Raw genomic sequence first — 18135 nt, forward strand, 5'->3', positions numbered from 1 at the left:
ATCACTGTCACTAAATTATGTAATATTACGCAGACGGCAGTTTTTTCACCACATATAGCGGCAGCCAGGTAAATAGAATGGCCAGTCCACCAGCTATACCGCCCGATATCAGGGCCAGCCATCCTCCCTCAAAACTGTATCCCACAGGCATATTCACATGTACCGTCCACATGACGCCCACCACCAGGATACCCGTCGCCAATGCATTCACCCCGGCCAGTTTTAGCATAAATGGTGTCTGTGGATAACCCACCGGTATAAAAGGACCTAATCCATTTTTCTCTGAAAAGTTTATGCATTTCTTTAATATGTCGAACGTGATCCCAAAAGGAACAAAGAACGACATTGGAATCAGGAAACGCGCCATGGAATGCGCCCCGTGAAATAAGCTGACCGCATGCCTGTCCTCAAATCCGAAATAAGGTACAATCGCATTAATCAGCAGGTTGATAAAGAAGTAAATATATAACTGCCTACGTGTGAAGATCTTTAGCATTTTGTCTCTCGACGCCATAAGTTTGTTTTATGCGGCTTTTCTCCTGAAGTATAGATATTACCTTCATTTGTATGGTCCGGGCATCATTCTCAGGAAGGAAAGCCTCGTTGGAAATAAATGTAAAGTCCAGCAGTCCCCTGTAGGTAGAAGCGACTAATGTATTTGGATTACGCCATGGGAAACCGGCACTCGGGCTATACACCGTTTCCACTTCGAAGGTGTCAAACTTTTCGGGCAATTGTAACTTCCCCATATTAGACAGCGTCACATCATGGGTGCCATCCGTTGTCTTGAGAAAGGTCACCATTCGCGGGAGAGAGCTATGGAAATGTTCTCCCATATATAACAGTTCGTGAATATTGATCTTATCAATCTTCCCCATCAGATCATTTTTAAAACTCCGTGTCTTGGACCAGAAGTCTGTCAAAGCACTGGTATCAGCAGACAATTCTACGATAGGCGCAAAGGCAAACAATTCATCGTGTGCGATCTCAGGTATAAATCGCCGGATGTCTACCGGACAAATGAGCTTATTATGCGCTGCCGATGGTCTGACTTGTCTGAAAGCCTCCAGGAATGCAACTGAAATGGCGGCGAAGAGTGAGGTACCTTCCTCTTTACAACGGTGTATCAATGCATTGCTTAACTCCTGGCTCAATTTCCAGTGTAATAAATACCCCCGGCTTATCACAGGCTTTAATCCCCGTGTCTTAAACCACAGTACCACCTGGGCTATTTTCCCAAACACGAGTCCACGCAGCCTGAATTTTTTATTATGCAGCAAAGAAGCGGGCAATAACGCTTCAATTGAATCAAAAGAATCATAAGGTGTCAGATCCAGCGAAGGATTGTCCAATGTCATCAATAACTCGCGCAATAATGTGAGGATAGAACTCCCGTCACATATACAATGTGGACAAACTAATAATAACTCTGAAACCGCAGCTGATCTTAGCCAGACTACCCTGGCCAGTGGACCTTTGGTTACCTCAAACGGGCGGTACCACTCATCTACGCTTACCTGTTGCCAATCGTCATTTGTATAGCGTTCACGTATATCAACGGGGATCGGAGGAATTTGTGTATCCGTCACGTAGTAAGGTGCACCCTTTTCATCTTCCCTGATTACAACTCTCAAAAGCGGGTGTTTATGCTGCAACTTCAGCAGGGCCTGTTGCAGTCTTTCCTGATTGATCCGGCCGATTATTTTGACAGGGAAAATGCAATTTACGGGTGCCTCTTTGGATACATACATCACTCGCTCCCCAACAGTTAGTTTTCTGTTCATGCGGTTAAAATTGGTGTGGTGCTGGGCAGCACTTCTTTTAATATTTTCATAAAAGTATCCCTGATAGCCAGAGCATCGCATTCAGGTAAAAAGTCCTCATTGGAAATAAACACGAAGTCCATCTGCCCTTTAAATGTACAGGTCAGGATAGTGTTTGGATTAGCGAAAGGTCCAATCACTGCCGGACTAAACACCGTTTCGATATCAAAGGAATTCCAATGCTCTTCAATATCCAGTTTACCCATATTGGAAAACATCAGGTTATAATTGAGCTTCCCATATGTCAGGAACCGGATCATGTGTGGAATGGCTGCATGTGCGTATTCCAGGGCGTGTAGCATGGAGGTATTCAGTCGCCGCTGTTTGTCGGTAGCAATGGGTTGCAGGAGCTGCACTTTTGTCCAGAAAGGTTGGGTCTGTTCATCTCCAATTTCAAGTGTTATAGAAAGGCCTACTGCAAAGATGGTGTCTTTGGTAATGGCTGGTACATACTTCCGGATGTCTACCGGGCAGGTTACCTTGGCCGTGCCCTGGAGGCCTTTTACTTTCCTGAAGGCGCTGGTGAGTGCTACACAGAGCGCTGTGTTCACCGTCACGCCCATAGCACTGCATTGACGTACCAGCGCCGCAGTCATGGAAGTATCCAGTTTCCAGTGCAGTAAGTAATCCTTTTCCCGGGTGGTTTTTGATTTCCCTTTCGCCGCCACCAGTGAGCTGAGTAACAAAGAACCGTACTTAATAATACGACCGGTAAACTTCGCTTTGAATAATGGCCACCCTTTACGTTGTGCAGCTGGTATAATATCCTCCAGTGTTAGTAGCGAGCGATGCAGCCCGATATCTTTGGCGGGGTTATCCAGCAAGGCAATGATCTCTTTGATCAACGCCCAACGGCCACCGCCGTCGCACAGACAGTGATGCAGGGAAAGGATCAGGTCAGCGTAAACACCTGACCGGATCCAGGTCAGTCTTGCCAATGGTGCATTCGTCACATCAAAAGGCAGGGCCAGTTCTGATAAAGTGACCGCTTGCCAGTCTGCGTCATCAAGGAGCTTCAGGGGAATAGGGCCCGGTGCATCCTGCACTACATAATGATCGTCAATGATACTGGCCCTTAGCAAAGGGTGTTTCGCCTGAATACAAGCCAGGGCATGTAACAGGTTCTCTTCTGAAATACTACCTTTGATGCGGATGGTAGATACGACATTGAAAGGTGTGTTGCCATCTCCCAACATCAGCCTTTCTGGGAAAAGTAATTTTCTTTTCATGCAGTTAACCTTGCTTTAGTGCGTTGTGCAAAAGTTTCTAAGAGTTCTACGGCTTTATCGTTTCCTCCGGCCTGAATGAATGTATCTCTGATATGTTGTGCGCCTTTCCTGTACATATCATTTTGTAATACTTCCCACATAGCTGCCCGCAGATCATTTACCCGTAGCCGTTTGTAGCGCAGTTTGATACCACAGCCTGCATTTTCAATGAGTGATGCCGTATGAAAATGATCATATGCAATGGGGGTAATAAGCATGGGCAATCCATTCAGGAAAGCATCGTTCACTGTATTGAACCCACCGTGACAGATTACCGCATCCATATGTGGCATCAGTTGGGTTTGTGGTACATAACCCTGTACAATGAAATTGTCCGGCCATTCAGGGAAGATGGCAGGGTCTGTCGCTGCTACTATGGTCAGTGGCTCATTGGCAAATGCTTCTATCAGTTTAGCAAAAAACTCTTTCCTGATATCAACCAGCAATGTGCCGAGTGATACGAACACTTTCGGACCGGTAGCACTGGATAAACGCTCCCAGTCAAAAGGTGTGTTATTCGGTCTGCCCTTTACAGGACCCACAAAACGCATATGTGGCAACGGTTGCTTACACCCTGAAAACTCTTCGGAGGTGAACACAATATTCATTTCCCTGGAATGAATGGCAAACTCGCCTGAATAAATCCCCATCTCGTGATGCAGCCCCCTGATCAGGTTCTGTTGCCACTCAAAGATCTTTGGTGACTGCATACTATCTGCTGTTACATCAGGTGGTACGGGAGTAGTAGTTACACAGGGAATATCTTTTTGATAAGCACAAATTGCTCCTGCAAAGGTGATACAATCACTCACAATCACATCCGGCTGAAAATCATCTGCGACCCTGTTTACGCCGTTGATCATGATCCTGCAGAAGGGTAGGTACGTCTCTTCCAGCGCCAGTTTTAAGGTTTCCACACCTGATAGTTTCGGCCCTTCATCCTGTTTTTGTAAGATATGATGAATGGCTGTCTGGTATTCCGCCAGTTCTGCATGTGGTACTATAAATTTTCCTCCGGCAGGTATATGCTCGGGAGGGAGTTCTTTTAATCCTACCCATATCACTTCATGTCCTTTGGCAATCAGGCTGCTGCCTACGCTGAGGGTGGGACTGATGTGCCCGAAGAAGGGTGGTACTACAAACATGAATTTAGACATAGGATAGTGGTTTAAATAGATTAATAGACTTTGTTACGATAAAATGCCTGGCTCATGGTCATACCGTAAGGAGGTATCACAGGCGTCAGATCTTCCAGCAGATCAGCGGCTGTAGCAGCGCCACCCGCTCGCTCAAAGGAATCCTGTATTTTTTGTGCAGCCAGTTTATACACGGGGGTTTGCAGAATTTCCCATACCGCTTCCCTGAGATGAGCTGCCTTAAAACGTTTATAGTTCAGTCGTACACCACTCTCCGCCTTTACAACCTGACCTGCTACATGCGACTGATCATAGGCGATCGGAATCACAACCATCGGTAATCCGTGTGAAAGTGTCTCGCACACAGTGTTGTGACCACCGTGACAAACGACTCCATCCAGGTGTGGCAATAGATCCAGCTGTGGTACCCTGCGCTGCACAATGAAATTGGATGGCCAGCTATCAAAGAGGCTTTCATCAGATACTACGATCACTGTCACTGCCTGCCCGGCAAAGGCTTCAATTACTTTCCCAAAGAATTCTTTCTTATATGCATGATCGAAGGTGGTGCCAATCGAGACCAGTATTCTTGGATGGGCACCCATCTGCGACAATTGCTCCCAGTTGAACGGTGGGGGTGTATTCCGGTTATTGAACACCGGGCCGATGAACTTATAATGATCCGGCGTGTCCATATATCCGAAGAAATCCTTTGAAGTATATACCAGTGTGAGTTTTTCTGAAAGAACGATGGCGTCATTCCCGGGAACGCCAAGTTCCTGCTGTAGTCCTACGATCTGCTTAACTTCCCAATCGTGCACGCCGGGCAGATCTTCCACCATTTTGATGGCTGCTGGTGCGGTCACGGAAGTCGCATAAGGCATATTCCTGTTGTAGGCCGCAATGGCACCGGCAAAGAGCTGGTGGTCGTTGATCACTACATCAGGTCTGAATTGGTCGAGGAGTGTATTGATCCCGTCGTACATGAATCTGTTCAGTGGTACCAGTACTTCTTCGTAAAGGAACTTGATACTTTCTATACCGGATACGTTCTTTTTGGTGATCTGGTCCAGATAGGCTTCGCTATCTTCATCGTACGCTACCTGCAACAACTGACCGCCAGCCGGCAATCTGCTGCCCAGTAACGGATCTAATGTAATCCAGCCTACTTGGTGCCCTCTTTTCAATAATTCAGCACCGAGGCTCAATGTTGGGTTCACATGCCCATGTAAGGGAGGAACTATAAACGCAAACCTTGCCATATTCTATTATTGATTTGTCTGAATTTGCTCTGCCATCCTTCAAAGAATTCTTTTAACCGTATGGCCGTTTCTTCCGGCTGTTGCAGCGGCAGATTATGATCCCCGTTCAGTAATGCAATTTTAGAACGGGTGAGCCTGTCGTATAAAGTTTGTCCGGAAGGCACACAGTCAGAGTCTTTTCCATACAGCAGCAGTGTATCCTGTTTGATATACCCGATCTCTTTTCCTGAGAAGAATCCACGTTCTTTGCTCAGATCAGATTTAATTGAGGTTTCATTGAACAGGTATTCGTACATGCGATGGTTTTTCTCAAGCTGTCGTTTGCCCATCCGGAATTTGGTAGTGTCGGTGAAGTTGTTGATATAGTCGATCAGGAACTCTTTGCTATACATGTCCATGATACCCAGCCGCTCGTTTTCGCCCGGATCCGGTGCTTCAATTACGGCCAGTTTCTTTACCCTGCCAGGGAACCGGCTGGCCATGCGCAGGGCTACAAGTCCGCCAAAGCTATAACCTACCAGGTGTACGGATTTGAGTTCTAAGTTTTCCATCAGGGCTAACAGGTCGTCGGTCAGGGAGTTCAGGTCATAGCCATCTTTCTCCTTGCCGCTCATGCCATGACTCTTCAGGTCATACATGACTACATGAAATTGTTTAGCCAGAATCGGGGCAATGTTGAAATAGTAAACCGACAGGTTGCTGAACATACCATGGATCAACAAAATGGTTTCCTTCGCTCCCTTGTTCATTTCCTGTACATGAACGGAGGTATTATTGATTTTGATTACTGGCATTGTTCAATATATTTTATAATGTCACCCAGACTGAGATTGATCAGCTGGTCGAGGTCCATGCCAGAGAGCCATCCCGTGAAGTCTACGTGCTCACCAAAGTGGCTCTTTACCTTCTCTGAAAATGAAACGATCTCAATACTGTCCATTTCCAGATCCCTGGTAAAAGAGCTTTCTTTGGAGATATCCATATCTTCTACGAACTCTTCTCCGATTACCTCAGTAATGAATTGTTTCAGCAAGGCGAAGATCTCTTCGCTGTTCAGTTTGTGTGCAGCTATAGCGTCCATCCGATTATAAAGTTGTTGTGTTTAATTGTTTGAATGTTGATATCATTGATACGAAGTTCCTGGCCGTTGATAGCGGTAATGGTATATCCTTTGGGATTGCCTTGCAGGCCTTTGCCCAGGTACTTACCGTATGCTTCTTTAGCCACCCAGGCCCGAATGATCCACTCATCACGATCCTCAGCAGGTAGTAGCGCCAGTTCCGCTGCACTGAATACCAGTTCACAGAAACCTTCACTCTGTGGTTTTATTTCTTCTATGTCAATGCCGACCGGCTGCAGGTAGCGCGCTATGGCAACGGCGTCCATCCCTTTGTGGGCAATGGATACATGAATACCTTCCACACCGTCTACATAAGGCGCACCGGCACCATTGTTTTTGATCTCAAATTCTATTGGGAAACAGTGTTGTGGTAAAACTGCCCTCACTGCGTCTTTTGCCGCCACACGACTTATAATCCGCTCTTTGCGTTTCATAGGCATGAGCCCTTTTACAAAGGCTTTCTCCGCCTGGTTCAGATAGCGCTTCTGAATAAAATCCCAGGATACCACGCGCTGGTAAGCGTTGTGAAAAGTGAATACACCGGGGGCGATTTCCCTGGCCAGTTTGTTCTGTAAAGGAGCCATGGAGATCTGCCAGAGCGCTTCGTCTATTTCCAGCCTCCTGTTCTGCCAGCCGGTTACAATCGCCCAAATTTGTCCGGCTTTTTTAATCACAAAATCCGCCGTGGCAAATTCATCGTTCAGTTCTGTCAGTTGGCACGTACATTCAAAACTACCCGACTGGTCCTGCATATCTCCATAGAAGGCGATTTCATGGATCTTAACAGGAAATGCGATCCTGTCCTTTTGTAAGGTCAGTTGTAACCACAGGCCAAAGAGCTGTCCGGCATTGTCTAATAAAGAGCCTTTACCAGTGCTGCTTTCGATGATGCCCGTGATGCCTTTTTCGCCCATGTGAACGATTTTCCTGATACCCTGGTAACCCGGACCATGGAACATATGGCGCTCATAGATCTGTGCGGGTGTTTTGTATAATTCTTCTTCCAGGGAGCGGCCAATGGAAAAGTCTTTTTCCGGAGGTGGCGGAAAGCTCCGGGTAAGTTGTACACTTGCATTGGCGTAATCAGGCAATTCCATATGTACGGTGTCGTTCCCTTCCCACTTCCCGGTAATGGTTTTTCTGAACGGGGAGGATACGTTCATCCACTTGAACACCTGTATATTGAAAATGCGTTTTACAGCTCTATTCTGGCCGTTCGCCCGGGCAATGTCACCAAATAGTTCGAAGATCATCGTCATCGGTATTACGGGGTCCATATCCTCTTTAATGGGCCATCCCGGCTTTTGTTTTACCAACGCATGGTCGATGAGGTAAGGTGTGTTCTCCAATGAAATATCAAGCGTATGTGAAATGGGCTGTACGGAGATGGGATCATTGAACAAGGCAATAATTTCATCCTGGATAGCGGTGATCTCGTCTACATTTTGCAGGAATGCCTGTAAAACCGGTTTTTTACTCACAGGAAACGCCGGTTTTAATGCAGGAGCAGGCATCGCAATTCCCTTCAGGCTATCCAGTTCTTTTACAAATGGGGATCCCAGTTGCAGCGGCATTGTGGTTTTTCTTCCAGGAGAGATGCCTAAGCATCCCGGATCTACATTTTTGCCTTCTACAAATAGTGCCGCCATTACCCGGTACAGCTGATCCAATCCGCCCCGTGTAGGCACATTGGCGGCAATAGCACTATAAGCTTTCCCTTTCAGTGTATCATCTACAAATCCTATCAATCCACCTGCACCAGCCTGAATAAACACGCGTACATTTTCCTGCTCATAGAGTTTTTGCGTCAACTCCCTGAAGCGAACCGGCTTTATCAGGTGATCTACACTCAGATCCCGTATCGCCTCATAGGTATCAGGGTACAGGTCCAATGTAGTGGCTGACCAGAAGGGGATCTCTGGTTTTAACCATTGGATCTTGCTGATGCCTGCCAGCAATATATCTGTTTTCTTCGCCACAAAAGGTGAGTGGAAGCCAGATTGGAAAGGTAATACCTGGTGAAAGATCTGTTTTGCTTTCAGTATTTCTATAAAGTCTGCCACCGCTGCATCTGTACCACAAAGGATGGCTTGCTGCGGACAGTTATCCATGGAAAGATAAATATCTTCTTTCCCTTCCAGCAGGGGCTGCAGCTGATCATATCCCACGCCTGTTACCAGGAACTTTGCGTTCTCTGTTTCCAATGCCTGTGGATTCAGATCCTGTAATATTTCAAGAATTGAAGCTTCAGTCGCCATACCTGCGGAGCGGCCTGCGAGCCATTCTCCCATGCTATGACCTGCATTCAGATCAGGACGGATACCCATTTGCTTCAGGGCGGTATCGATGATACGGCTTCTTTCCAGCAGGGTAATAGCTGATTCATACACGCTGTCCTTACTGCTGGTGTGTGTGCCTGGAAGTTTAAAATGTGCAGCCAGGCTCTCCACTTCACCACCACCTAATCCATCTAAACCGGGGAATAGAAAAGCTACTTTCCCTCCATTGGAAATCAATGGTTCATTGGTGAACCAGATGTCCTGCTTGTTCCGCCAGGGGATATTTCTACTTACGATCTTCACCGCTTTTTTGATACGGTCACCAGACGGATCAAACAGTGCAATGCGGTAATTGCCCTGCCCCGGATCGGTTTCTTTGTTTTCTAATGCACGGATCAGGGCTTCGGAGCTATTTCGTGCCAGCAATAGAACATTCGTGGGGGTAAATCCATTGAATACTCCTTTCGGCATGCTGTTGAAGCCTTCCACCACCAGGTGGGCATTGATGCCACCAAAACCAAATGCATTCACACCTGCGCGCATTGGCAAACCAGTGGCCTGCCAGTCAGTCGCCTCCTGTACAGGGGCAAAGCGGGTCTCGCGCATGGCAGCTATGGGTTCCTCACAATGCAGGGTAGGAGGTAGCGTGTTATGATACAATGCCAGTGCGGTTTTGATCAGACCAGCCATTCCAGCTGCCGGCATCGCATGGCCTATCATAGATTTTACTGAACCAATGCCTGCCTTGCGGCTATGTTGACCAAATACCTGCGACAACGTTTCCAGTTCTGTTTTATCGCCCAATGGAGTACCGGTACCATGTGCTTCGATATACCCGATTTCATCCAGTGAAATCCCTGCACGTTGCCAGGCTTGTCTGATAGCAACAGATTGCCCCTTTACAGAAGGGCTCATTACGCTGGTACCGGCACCGTCGCTGGAGACACCACTGCCTTTAATGACAGCATAGATGCGATCGTTATCCCGTAGTGCATCATCCAGTGTTTTTAACACGACAAAGCCACAACCTTCGCCTATCAGCAATCCGTCAGCCTGCTGATCGAATGGGCGGATTTGCTGGTTCCTGGAGAGGGCTCCCAGCTGTGTGAAAATACTCCAGAAAGGTGCATTCTGGGATACATGTACGCCACCGGCAATGACCATATCAGCCCTGCCGGAACTGAGTTCCTGTATGGCATGATCTACTGCCAGCAGAGAACTGGCGCAGGCGGCATCCAGTGTGTAGGCTACACCACCGAGGTTCAATCGATTCGCCACCAGAGAGGCGACCAGGTTAGGGATCAGTCCCATAGCCGTGTCCGGGCCAAAACGACCTTTCTTTTGCTGGAACTCTTTCTTTACTTTTTCAAGATCAGCACCAGACAGATGTGGCAATAAGTTTTGTAGCAGCTGTACGATCTGCTCGCCTGTGCGTACAATCTCAATAGCCCTGGTAGCACCGGGTCCGGGGTAATTCCCTTTCCCGATGATGATACCTGTTTTTTCTAAAGAGGTATTTTTGTCCGACACACCCGCATCCTGCAATGCCTGCTGGGCAAGCGCCAGCGTGAGCAGTTGTTCCGGTTCTGTGCCTTCTACTGCCAGTGGCAATATGCCAAACCGGATAGGGTCGAAGCTGGCGTATTCGTCTATGAACCCACCTTTGCGACAATAAAAACGGTCCACCGCTATTGTCTCCGTATCAAAGAAGGTGGCGTCCAGCCTGTTTTCAGGCACAGCCTGTATGGCGTCTTTTTTCTGTATAATATTTTGCCAGAAAGCCTGGATATTGCCCGCACCGGGGAAGATACCGGACATCCCTATGATAGCTACATTCATATCTGCGGACGATTTTAAAAGGTTAAGCCATGATCAGTACCTGACTCTCATTGCCATATTTCAATTCATTCACAAAGAGCTCCATGCCTTCCTGCAGAGGGATGAGGGCAATACCTCTGCGCTCATATTCCCTTTCCAGTGCAGGCGATACCATCCCGGTACCTTTCCATGGACCCCAGTTGATAGCCGTCACCTTGCCTTTAATAGTATTGCGCAGTTCCCATGCATAACGGTCCATTACACTGTTGGCCGCGGCATAGTCAGTTTGACCACGGTTGCCATACACAGAGGCAACACTGGAGAAGAAGATAACAAACTGTACATCGGGGCGCAGTTGTTCCGCGAGAATCCTGAGCGGTGTTACCTTGGTGGTGAACACCCGTTCAAACGATTCAGTGGTCTTCTGCTGGAAGAGTTTGTCTTCCAGTAATCCGGCACCATGCACCACTCCATCAATCCGGCCATAGTCTTTGTACACTTGTGTGATGAGCTGACTGATCTCCTGCTCATTGCGCAGGTCCAGTGAGCGATAGGTCACCACTGCGCCATTCTTTTCCAGTGATTGAATGGTGCTTAAGATCTGGTTAGCCTTGTGAATGTCTGATGCTTTCTTTTCGATGTCCGCAGGTCTGGTGAGCTGTCCTTCGGCAATCAGTTGCTGCTTAATCGCATCTTTGGTTGTCAGGGAGGTATATTGTGACGCCACGGTATTGCGTGGATCGGCGGAACGTCCCACCAGTATATAATTGCAGGGGTAGTCCTTTGCGAAGCGGACCATGAGCTCTGCCGTGATGCCCTGTGCACCGCCTAACACCAGTACTACACTGTCACTGTTCAGGTGCAGTTGGCTGGTATCTCCTACCGGCAACTGAGAAGGAATCAGATTGTAGGTATGCCTGCTGCCGTTGTGATAAATCACTTCTGCAGGTTCATCGGGATGTAGTATTTCATCGATGATCATACCCGGAATACGGTCCGCCGGGAATTGGCCGGTGAGCGTGATACTACGGCATTTGGTCGTTTCCCATTCCTTGTCCAGGCTTTTCAGGAAGCCGGGATAACCCTGTACACTGCGCAGGTCTTTGGCATCCCCATTCAGTACCCCGGAGATGGCATATACCCATTTCGCTTTCTCCGGATGCAGCTTTTTGATGGTATCAAATGCTGTCAGGATGTTGGGGCGGCCGGGAGATGTAAGCAGGTCTGGAATGATCAGCCCCTCGTAGTCATCCAGCAAGGCGGTACCATTGATAATAGTAGCTGTGGCACCATTTTGCGCAAGTAACGACTGCAAAGTTGCCGGCAATGAACTACCGTCATCCATGATAGCAAAGCGTGCCCCTTTAATGGCAACGGCTTCCCCAAAAACAGCAGGCGTCAAAGAAAAGCAAAGGCGTGAAAGACTTGCTGCTGTCGCTGCTGCCACTGCATTGGCCTTGTTATACACAGGTATTGCCGGGGTACTACCACCTACATTGTCCGCTATCCAGCGCAGTAATCCATTCAGTGTTTTGATGCCAGCCAGTGCTTCTGTTTTATCTTCTCCATTCTGAGAGAAGCTGCCGATCTTTATTTTCAGTTCACCCAGTATTTCCATACGCTTGATGGAGTCGATGCTGAGATCTGCTTCCAGGTCCAGGTCCATGCCCAGCATGTCAGCAGGATAACCTGTTTTCTCACTCACTGTGAGGAGCAGGATATTTTTAATTTCGCTTTCGGACCACGTGGCGGATGATGATATGGTGGCATCGGGTTGTGCTGTAACGGAAGGCGCTGGCTGCTGTGGAGCCATATTGCCCGAAATCCATGATAGCAATCCGTTTAACGTTTTGATGCCTGCCAGTTGCTCTACCACAGATTCATCGCTTTGAGTGGTTGTATTAAAACCGCCCAAACGGGTACGTAGTTCACCAATGATCTCCATGCGCTTGATCGAATCTATGCTCAGATCTGCTTCCATATCGAGATCCAGTCCCAGCATCTCTTGTGGGTAACCGGTTTTTTCACTCACAATTTGGAGGATGGTATTCTTGATATCCACAACCGGTTGCTGTGCAATGGCATGCTGGAGAGATACGCCACCTGCATCAGGGAATGCCTGTGCATCAACATTTTCAGCGATCCATTGCAAGAGGCCATTCAGTGTTTTGATGCCTGCCAGTTGTTCTACCACGGCTTCTTCTGATTTACCGGCAGATTTAAAGCCACCCATTTTGGTACGAAGCTCACCAATGATTTCCATACGCTTGATAGAGTCAATGCTCAGGTCTGCTTCCATGTCCATTTCAAGACCCAGCATTTCATGTGGATAACCTGTTTTTTCACTGACTACTTCAATGAGGATGCGTTTGGTATCTCTTCTGGCAGGAGCTGGTGCAACGGGTGGCACTGCAGCAGGAACTAGTGCTGATACCGGAGCCTGGGTCATAACAGGTGTTGCTACCGGCATAGCGGCCGGTGTATGCCCTAAATAACCAAGTATTACATCTCTTTGTGCCTGCACTAACAGTTTCACACTGTTCAGATACTCCTGCACCATATGTTCTGCATTACCAACGGGGGCGATCACGGCAGGTACAGCTGCCGGAGCCTGTAGCTTCAATGGCTGTAACAACGGCATTGCGCCATGTGCCGGCAACTTACCTACGGATGGTATTGCCATATGTCCATTCACCAGCCAGACCGTTGCACTCTTCCTGTACTGCGCCGGGTTATCCAGCTGTAACACCTTTGCATCTCTTCCCGCAAAGAGCTGTTCCCAATCAATCGTTCTGCCGGTGCTGATATATTTCGCCAGGGTGTTCAGTAAGTGCGTGATTGCAGATGGTGCGTTATCTTCTGTATGTAGCACGATCGTCTCTTTGCCTAAAGTAGATTTTGCCAGATTGCTCAATACCTTACCTGGTCCTGCTTCAATAAACACCCTTGCACCTGCTGCATACATCTGCGCTATCTCTTCAGCAAACAATACAGGTTGCACGATATGCTCCGCCAGCCGCGCTCTGATCTCTTCAGGTTGTTCAGGATATAACTGCGCTGTCGTATTGGACCACACAGGAATTGAAAGTGCGGAGAAATCCACATCTTTAATCGCTTGTGCATACAAGGCTTTTGCACCAGCTATTACCGGGCTGTGAAAAGCACACGCCACTTCCATTTGTTTGAAAGTGATTTTCGCCTCTCGCAGGCGGACCATCAGCGCTTCTATATCTGCCGTTTTACCAGCCAGCGCCCACTGCGTAGGCGAATTATGATTCACAGGATATACCCCTGTTCCTTCACCGGTAAAGTTTTTTAACACCTCTTCCGCACAGCTTACAGCTATCATCATCCCTTTGTCATCACTGATTCCATCCAGGATGGCCTTAGCGCGCTGTTCGCTCAGCGGCACTAACTGCGCTGGTGCAAATGCTCCTGCAAAACACAGTGCCGGCAGCTCTCCATAGCTATGGCCCGCTACCATATCAGGTTCAATGCCCAATGATTGGAGGAACTGCGCCATGGCAAGATCTACGATACCCAACACCGGCTGTGCAACGCGTGTATCTTTGATCTGTTCTTTCTGTTGCTGAAGCGCCTCATTGTTGAACACGGCCGGAGGAAATAATAATCGCTCATAAGCAGGATGCTGCTTCAGCAACTGTCTCATGACGGGGAAAGCCACAAACAATTCTCTCGCCATGTTGATCCGCTGGCTACCCTGTCCGGGGAACAGAAATGCCAGCTTACCTTCCACAGGTGCTGTTACATAGATCTCTTTGGAGGTAGCACCGGCCAATGCCAGATCTAACTTCATCATCAGGTCTTCTCTACCACTTGCCACAATTGACAAGGTTACCGGCTCCTGGCTATACACAGCCAGGCTATACGCCAGGTCTTTCAGTGAGATGTTATCATTGTTTTGGAGTATGTTGCTCACCGCTTTTAACAACGGCTGACTATTACCTCTGAATACAAATAGCTCTGCAGGCCAGGTCTTCATCGCAGTACCCATATCCTGTACACTGGCATCGTTTTCTATCACAGCATGGAAATTGGTTCCACCAAAACCAAATGCACTGATACCTGCCGTACGCTTGTCGTCCAGCCATATACCGGCAGCTGCATTAAACAGGAAAGGACTGTTCGATGGGTTATAGAAACTATTCGGTGTCTTCATATGCAGGGTGGCCGGCCTGATACCATGGTACACAGACAACGCCGCTTTAATCAACCCTGCGAGGCCCGCAGCACACTTGGTATGCCCGATCTGTGTCTTCACAGAACCCAGATAGGTTTGTCCAACCACAGCCCCGTTCTGAATCAACATATCCGAGATGGCGCTGATCTCTGTCTTATCGCCAACTACCGTACCTGTACCATGTGCTTCTACCAGACCAACATTTGCAGGAGAGATACCGCTCATCTCATAAGCGCGTTCCAGCGCCTTTATTTGTCCTGCCTTACGGGGTGCTGTCAGCCCCAGACTCTTACCATCACTGCTGCCTCCTACACCCTTTATTACAGCATATATTTTATCACCATCCCGCTTTGCATCTGACAGTCTTTTCAACACGATCATCGCCACGCCTTCACCCAGTGCAATACCATCTGCTTCGCTATCAAAAGTGGCACAACGACCTTTTTTGGACAGCGCATGCGTGCTGCTGAACATCAGGTAATCATTGATACCATTGTGCAGGTCTGCAGCGCCTGCCAGCACCATTTCTGATTTTCCCAACACCAGCTCCTGGCAAGCCAGATCGATTGCTGCCAGTGACGATGCGCACGCCGCATCCACGGTATAGTTACGACCACCCAGATCCAGCCTGTTCGTGATACGGCCAGAAATTACATTGGCCAGTACACCTGGAAAACTGTCTTCTGTCATTTTAGGCAATACTGCTTTTAACTCTTCCGGCATCTCACCCAGGTATTGCCTGTATGTAGACCTGAAGCCATAACTATTGGCCAGGTCGGTACCACCTTCTGCACCAATAATCACTGATACATCTTCTGCATTATATTCTTTGCCACCATATCCTGCATTGTCCAGTGCCTGTTTCGCTACCAGCAGTGCCAGCAACTGTGTGGGATCGATGGCAGCCAGTGACTGCGGTGGAATGCCAAACGCCATCGGATCGAAATCAATGCGTGGAATGAAACCGCCCCATTTAGACGGCGACATTTCACCATCATTACTATTATTATCAAAATACAATTCCTTATTCCAGCGATCATCTGGTACCTCTGTCACGCAGTCTACACCGTTTAGTATATTCGCCCAGTATTCGTCAATATTCTTTGCACCGGGATAAATACATGCCATACCAATGATGGCCACATCCAGTGCCTTCTGATCAAAAGATAATGGAGCCGGCAATACCGCTTTATCAATAATGATCTGGTTCATGACAGCTACATCTTCATGCAGCGCCTGCATGGTCACAACTTCATTCCTCATAGCAGCTACCTGGCCAATCATGTACATACCTTCGCTCAACTGCTGCTTCGGCGCTATCTTCACTAAACCGGCATCCGTTCTGTCCACGCCTTTTGCCGCTATGCGCAGGCGTCCTACATTGAGTGATTCAAGTTTTGCCCAGATCTCTTTTTTATCCACATTCGCAGCGATCAGCTGCTCCTTTTCCTTATTGAAGAAATCAGCGAAAGGAGAGCGCAGACAACGGGTTTCGTGTCCGGGGGCCGTTTCCAGCAGTACAGTATGATTATGTGCAATCGCCTGATCCTGGAACTGCTGCAGGATGGCACCTGTTTCTACCGCTTCTTTGGTATAGATATAGGCTGTACCCATCAACACGCCGATCTTCGCACCTTTAGTAGCCAGTGGAGCCGTCATTATACCAATAAATGCAGCGGACAACGCATCATGAATACCTCCGGCAAAGAAAAGGCTGAACTGCCCGGCATTTTCTTCCTGCAGTAATCTGTCGATCTGTTTTTCCCAAAGTACAAAGCTGGACAGTGGGCCCACATGTCCTCCGCATTCACGGCCTTCAAACACAAATTTTCGGGCGCCTTCTTTTATAAACATATCCAGCAGAGAAGCGGATGGTACGTGCAGGAAAGACTGGATTCCCTGCTGTTCCAGCGCTTTTGCCTGCGAGGGACGGCCACCGGCAATGAGTACAAATGGCGGCTTTTCTTCCTGTATATAAGCAGTTTGCTCATCTCTCAATTCCTGCGGTGCAAACCCCAGTATACCTACCCCCCACGTCTTGTTACCGGCAAGTTGTTTGGTTTCGCGGATCAGGTTCCTCGCTGATTCTCCTTTCAATAAAGAAAGGGCCACGAAAGGCAACGCACCTGCATGGGCTACGGCAGCAGCAAAAGCAGGAACATCACTCACACGTGTCATGGGACCCTGTGCAATAGGGTAAGTAATGTTCAGTTGCTGTGCGAGTGCATTGTTCGGACTGAGAACAGGTTGTGTCTGTGCCTGCCTGATATGACCACGAATGGCATGGTGCATACCGGTGATAAGCCTGCCTAGTTTTTTATATCGATTTACGAGATCAGTAGAAATGGCAATGTCCTGACCCAGCGGCAGGTAGCCTTTGTCCAGTTCCAGAGTCTGGAGCAATGGCTCTACATCAGCCATGGTCGCATTTTCTGGTAGCTCCGGAGAATTGGGGCGTACCAGTACACGATAATGATCAATGACACGGGTCTCATTGCCGTTCAGTTTTTCGCATACGTTTTTTAATGCTTTAGGAGCGCTACATTCGGGGAAGAGTACCAGTTGGCTATCCAGTACCACGCCTGTTGCGCCAGTGCCTATAAGGGCCGCTGTAGTATGAATACCAATACCTCCCTGTACATATATGTGGGCATCCGGCATTGCTTTTACTACTTGCTGGAAAAGAATGTAAGATGATTCATCACCTGTTTTACCTCCGCTTTCATTTCCTTTGAGTATGAGACCGGCTGCCTTCTCTTTCTTTGCCAGCTTCGCTTCCGCAAGGCTGTGTACCTGATAATACAGTTGTACTTTCTTTGGCAATTTTAACTGCATACCATAAGGGGCGATCACCAGTGTTACCTGCTCAGGGAGGGAGATATCAGCAACACTGGTATGAACGATGCATACACCAAATGGCTGTGAAAGTTGTTGCGCCAGTTCAGATAGTGCCTGTTCCGCTACTTGTCGGTTTCGTCCTAAATGGAGTACAGGGAAGGCTTTTGCTTGTGATAAAGCGATAGCTAAACGGACGTCCGGGTTTTCAAACGGGGTAATCCCGATAATTGTAGACATATTCATACTAGGTTATTTGAGTTAGGTAACGGGCATGGATATACCAGGCGTGATCATGCCTGATCATCGTAATTCTATACCGCGCTTCCTGATTATTTTAATATAGCTATTGTGCCTTGGAGCCTGCTATGCTGACGTCTGGACATAGCATTC

9 protein-coding genes are annotated in these 18135 nt (G+C 48.1%); all 9 read right to left on the reverse strand.

Annotation, left to right across the window (positions count from 1 at the left end; all coding sequences use genetic code 11):
* Window positions 1-25: 25 nt before the first annotated feature.
* Genes ABDW33_RS22050 through ABDW33_RS22090 form a run of 9 tightly spaced genes read right to left on the reverse strand, consistent with a single transcriptional unit; the run spans window position 26 to window position 17982 of the window.
* The gene (locus ABDW33_RS22050) at window positions 26-514 is read right to left on the reverse strand and encodes a hypothetical protein (RefSeq protein WP_343692267.1); all 489 of its coding nucleotides are present in this window, start codon (window positions 512-514) and stop codon (window positions 26-28) included.
* Window positions 474-1784 carry a condensation domain-containing protein gene (locus ABDW33_RS22055; RefSeq protein ID WP_343692268.1) on the reverse strand — a complete coding sequence of 437 codons (1311 nt, stop codon included), beginning with the start codon at window positions 1782-1784 and terminating at the stop codon, window positions 474-476. Before ABDW33_RS22055 ends, ABDW33_RS22050 begins: the two co-directional genes overlap by 41 nt.
* Window positions 1781-3052 (reverse strand): hypothetical protein, encoded by a 1272-nt coding sequence (locus tag ABDW33_RS22060; protein ID WP_343692269.1) that lies wholly within the window; start codon window positions 3050-3052, stop codon window positions 1781-1783. Before ABDW33_RS22060 ends, ABDW33_RS22055 begins: the two co-directional genes overlap by 4 nt.
* Window positions 3049-4248: a nucleotide disphospho-sugar-binding domain-containing protein gene (locus ABDW33_RS22065; protein ID WP_343692270.1), complete on the reverse strand. Its 1200-nt coding sequence runs from the start codon at window positions 4246-4248 to the stop codon at window positions 3049-3051. The genes ABDW33_RS22060 and ABDW33_RS22065 overlap by 4 nt, the downstream gene beginning before the upstream one ends.
* Before the next feature lie 20 nt (window positions 4249-4268).
* Window positions 4269-5489 (reverse strand): nucleotide disphospho-sugar-binding domain-containing protein, encoded by a 1221-nt coding sequence (locus tag ABDW33_RS22070; protein WP_343692271.1) that lies wholly within the window; start codon window positions 5487-5489, stop codon window positions 4269-4271.
* Entirely contained in the window at window positions 5468-6283 is an 816-nt protein-coding gene (locus ABDW33_RS22075; RefSeq protein WP_343692272.1) for an alpha/beta hydrolase, read from the reverse strand. The genes ABDW33_RS22070 and ABDW33_RS22075 overlap by 22 nt, the downstream gene beginning before the upstream one ends.
* Window positions 6274-6570: an acyl carrier protein gene (locus ABDW33_RS22080; protein ID WP_343692273.1), complete on the reverse strand. Its 297-nt coding sequence runs from the start codon at window positions 6568-6570 to the stop codon at window positions 6274-6276. Before ABDW33_RS22080 ends, ABDW33_RS22075 begins: the two co-directional genes overlap by 10 nt.
* On the reverse strand, window positions 6558-10727 hold the full coding sequence (locus ABDW33_RS22085; RefSeq protein ID WP_343692274.1) for a beta-ketoacyl synthase N-terminal-like domain-containing protein: 4170 nt from the start codon (window positions 10725-10727) through the stop codon (window positions 6558-6560). Before ABDW33_RS22085 ends, ABDW33_RS22080 begins: the two co-directional genes overlap by 13 nt.
* Before the next feature lie 22 nt (window positions 10728-10749).
* Complete coding sequence (locus tag ABDW33_RS22090) at window positions 10750-17982, reverse strand: SDR family NAD(P)-dependent oxidoreductase (RefSeq protein ID WP_343692275.1); 7233 nt, start codon at window positions 17980-17982, stop codon at window positions 10750-10752.
* Between the last annotated feature and the right edge of the window lie 153 nt (window positions 17983-18135).

Origin of the sequence: Chitinophaga sp., from assembly GCF_039596155.1 — a bacterium.
Classification (GTDB): Bacteria; Bacteroidota; Bacteroidia; order Chitinophagales; family Chitinophagaceae; genus Chitinophaga.

Coding starts and splice junctions, on each gene's coding strand:
- ABDW33_RS22050 (WP_343692267.1), bottom strand. CDS start 514: ATGGCGTCGAGAGACAAAATGCTAAAGATCTTCACACGTAGGCAGTTA.
- ABDW33_RS22080 (WP_343692273.1), bottom strand. CDS start 6,570: ATGGACGCTATAGCTGCACACAAACTGAACAGCGAAGAGATCTTCGCC.
- ABDW33_RS22070 (WP_343692271.1), bottom strand. CDS start 5,489: ATGGCAAGGTTTGCGTTTATAGTTCCTCCCTTACATGGGCATGTGAAC.
- ABDW33_RS22085 (WP_343692274.1), bottom strand. CDS start 10,727: ATGAATGTAGCTATCATAGGGATGTCCGGTATCTTCCCCGGTGCGGGC.
- ABDW33_RS22065 (WP_343692270.1), bottom strand. CDS start 4,248: ATGTCTAAATTCATGTTTGTAGTACCACCCTTCTTCGGGCACATCAGT.
- ABDW33_RS22060 (WP_343692269.1), bottom strand. CDS start 3,052: ATGAAAAGAAAATTACTTTTCCCAGAAAGGCTGATGTTGGGAGATGGC.
- ABDW33_RS22075 (WP_343692272.1), bottom strand. CDS start 6,283: ATGCCAGTAATCAAAATCAATAATACCTCCGTTCATGTACAGGAAATG.
- ABDW33_RS22055 (WP_343692268.1), bottom strand. CDS start 1,784: ATGAACAGAAAACTAACTGTTGGGGAGCGAGTGATGTATGTATCCAAA.
- ABDW33_RS22090 (WP_343692275.1), bottom strand. CDS start 17,982: ATGTCTACAATTATCGGGATTACCCCGTTTGAAAACCCGGACGTCCGT.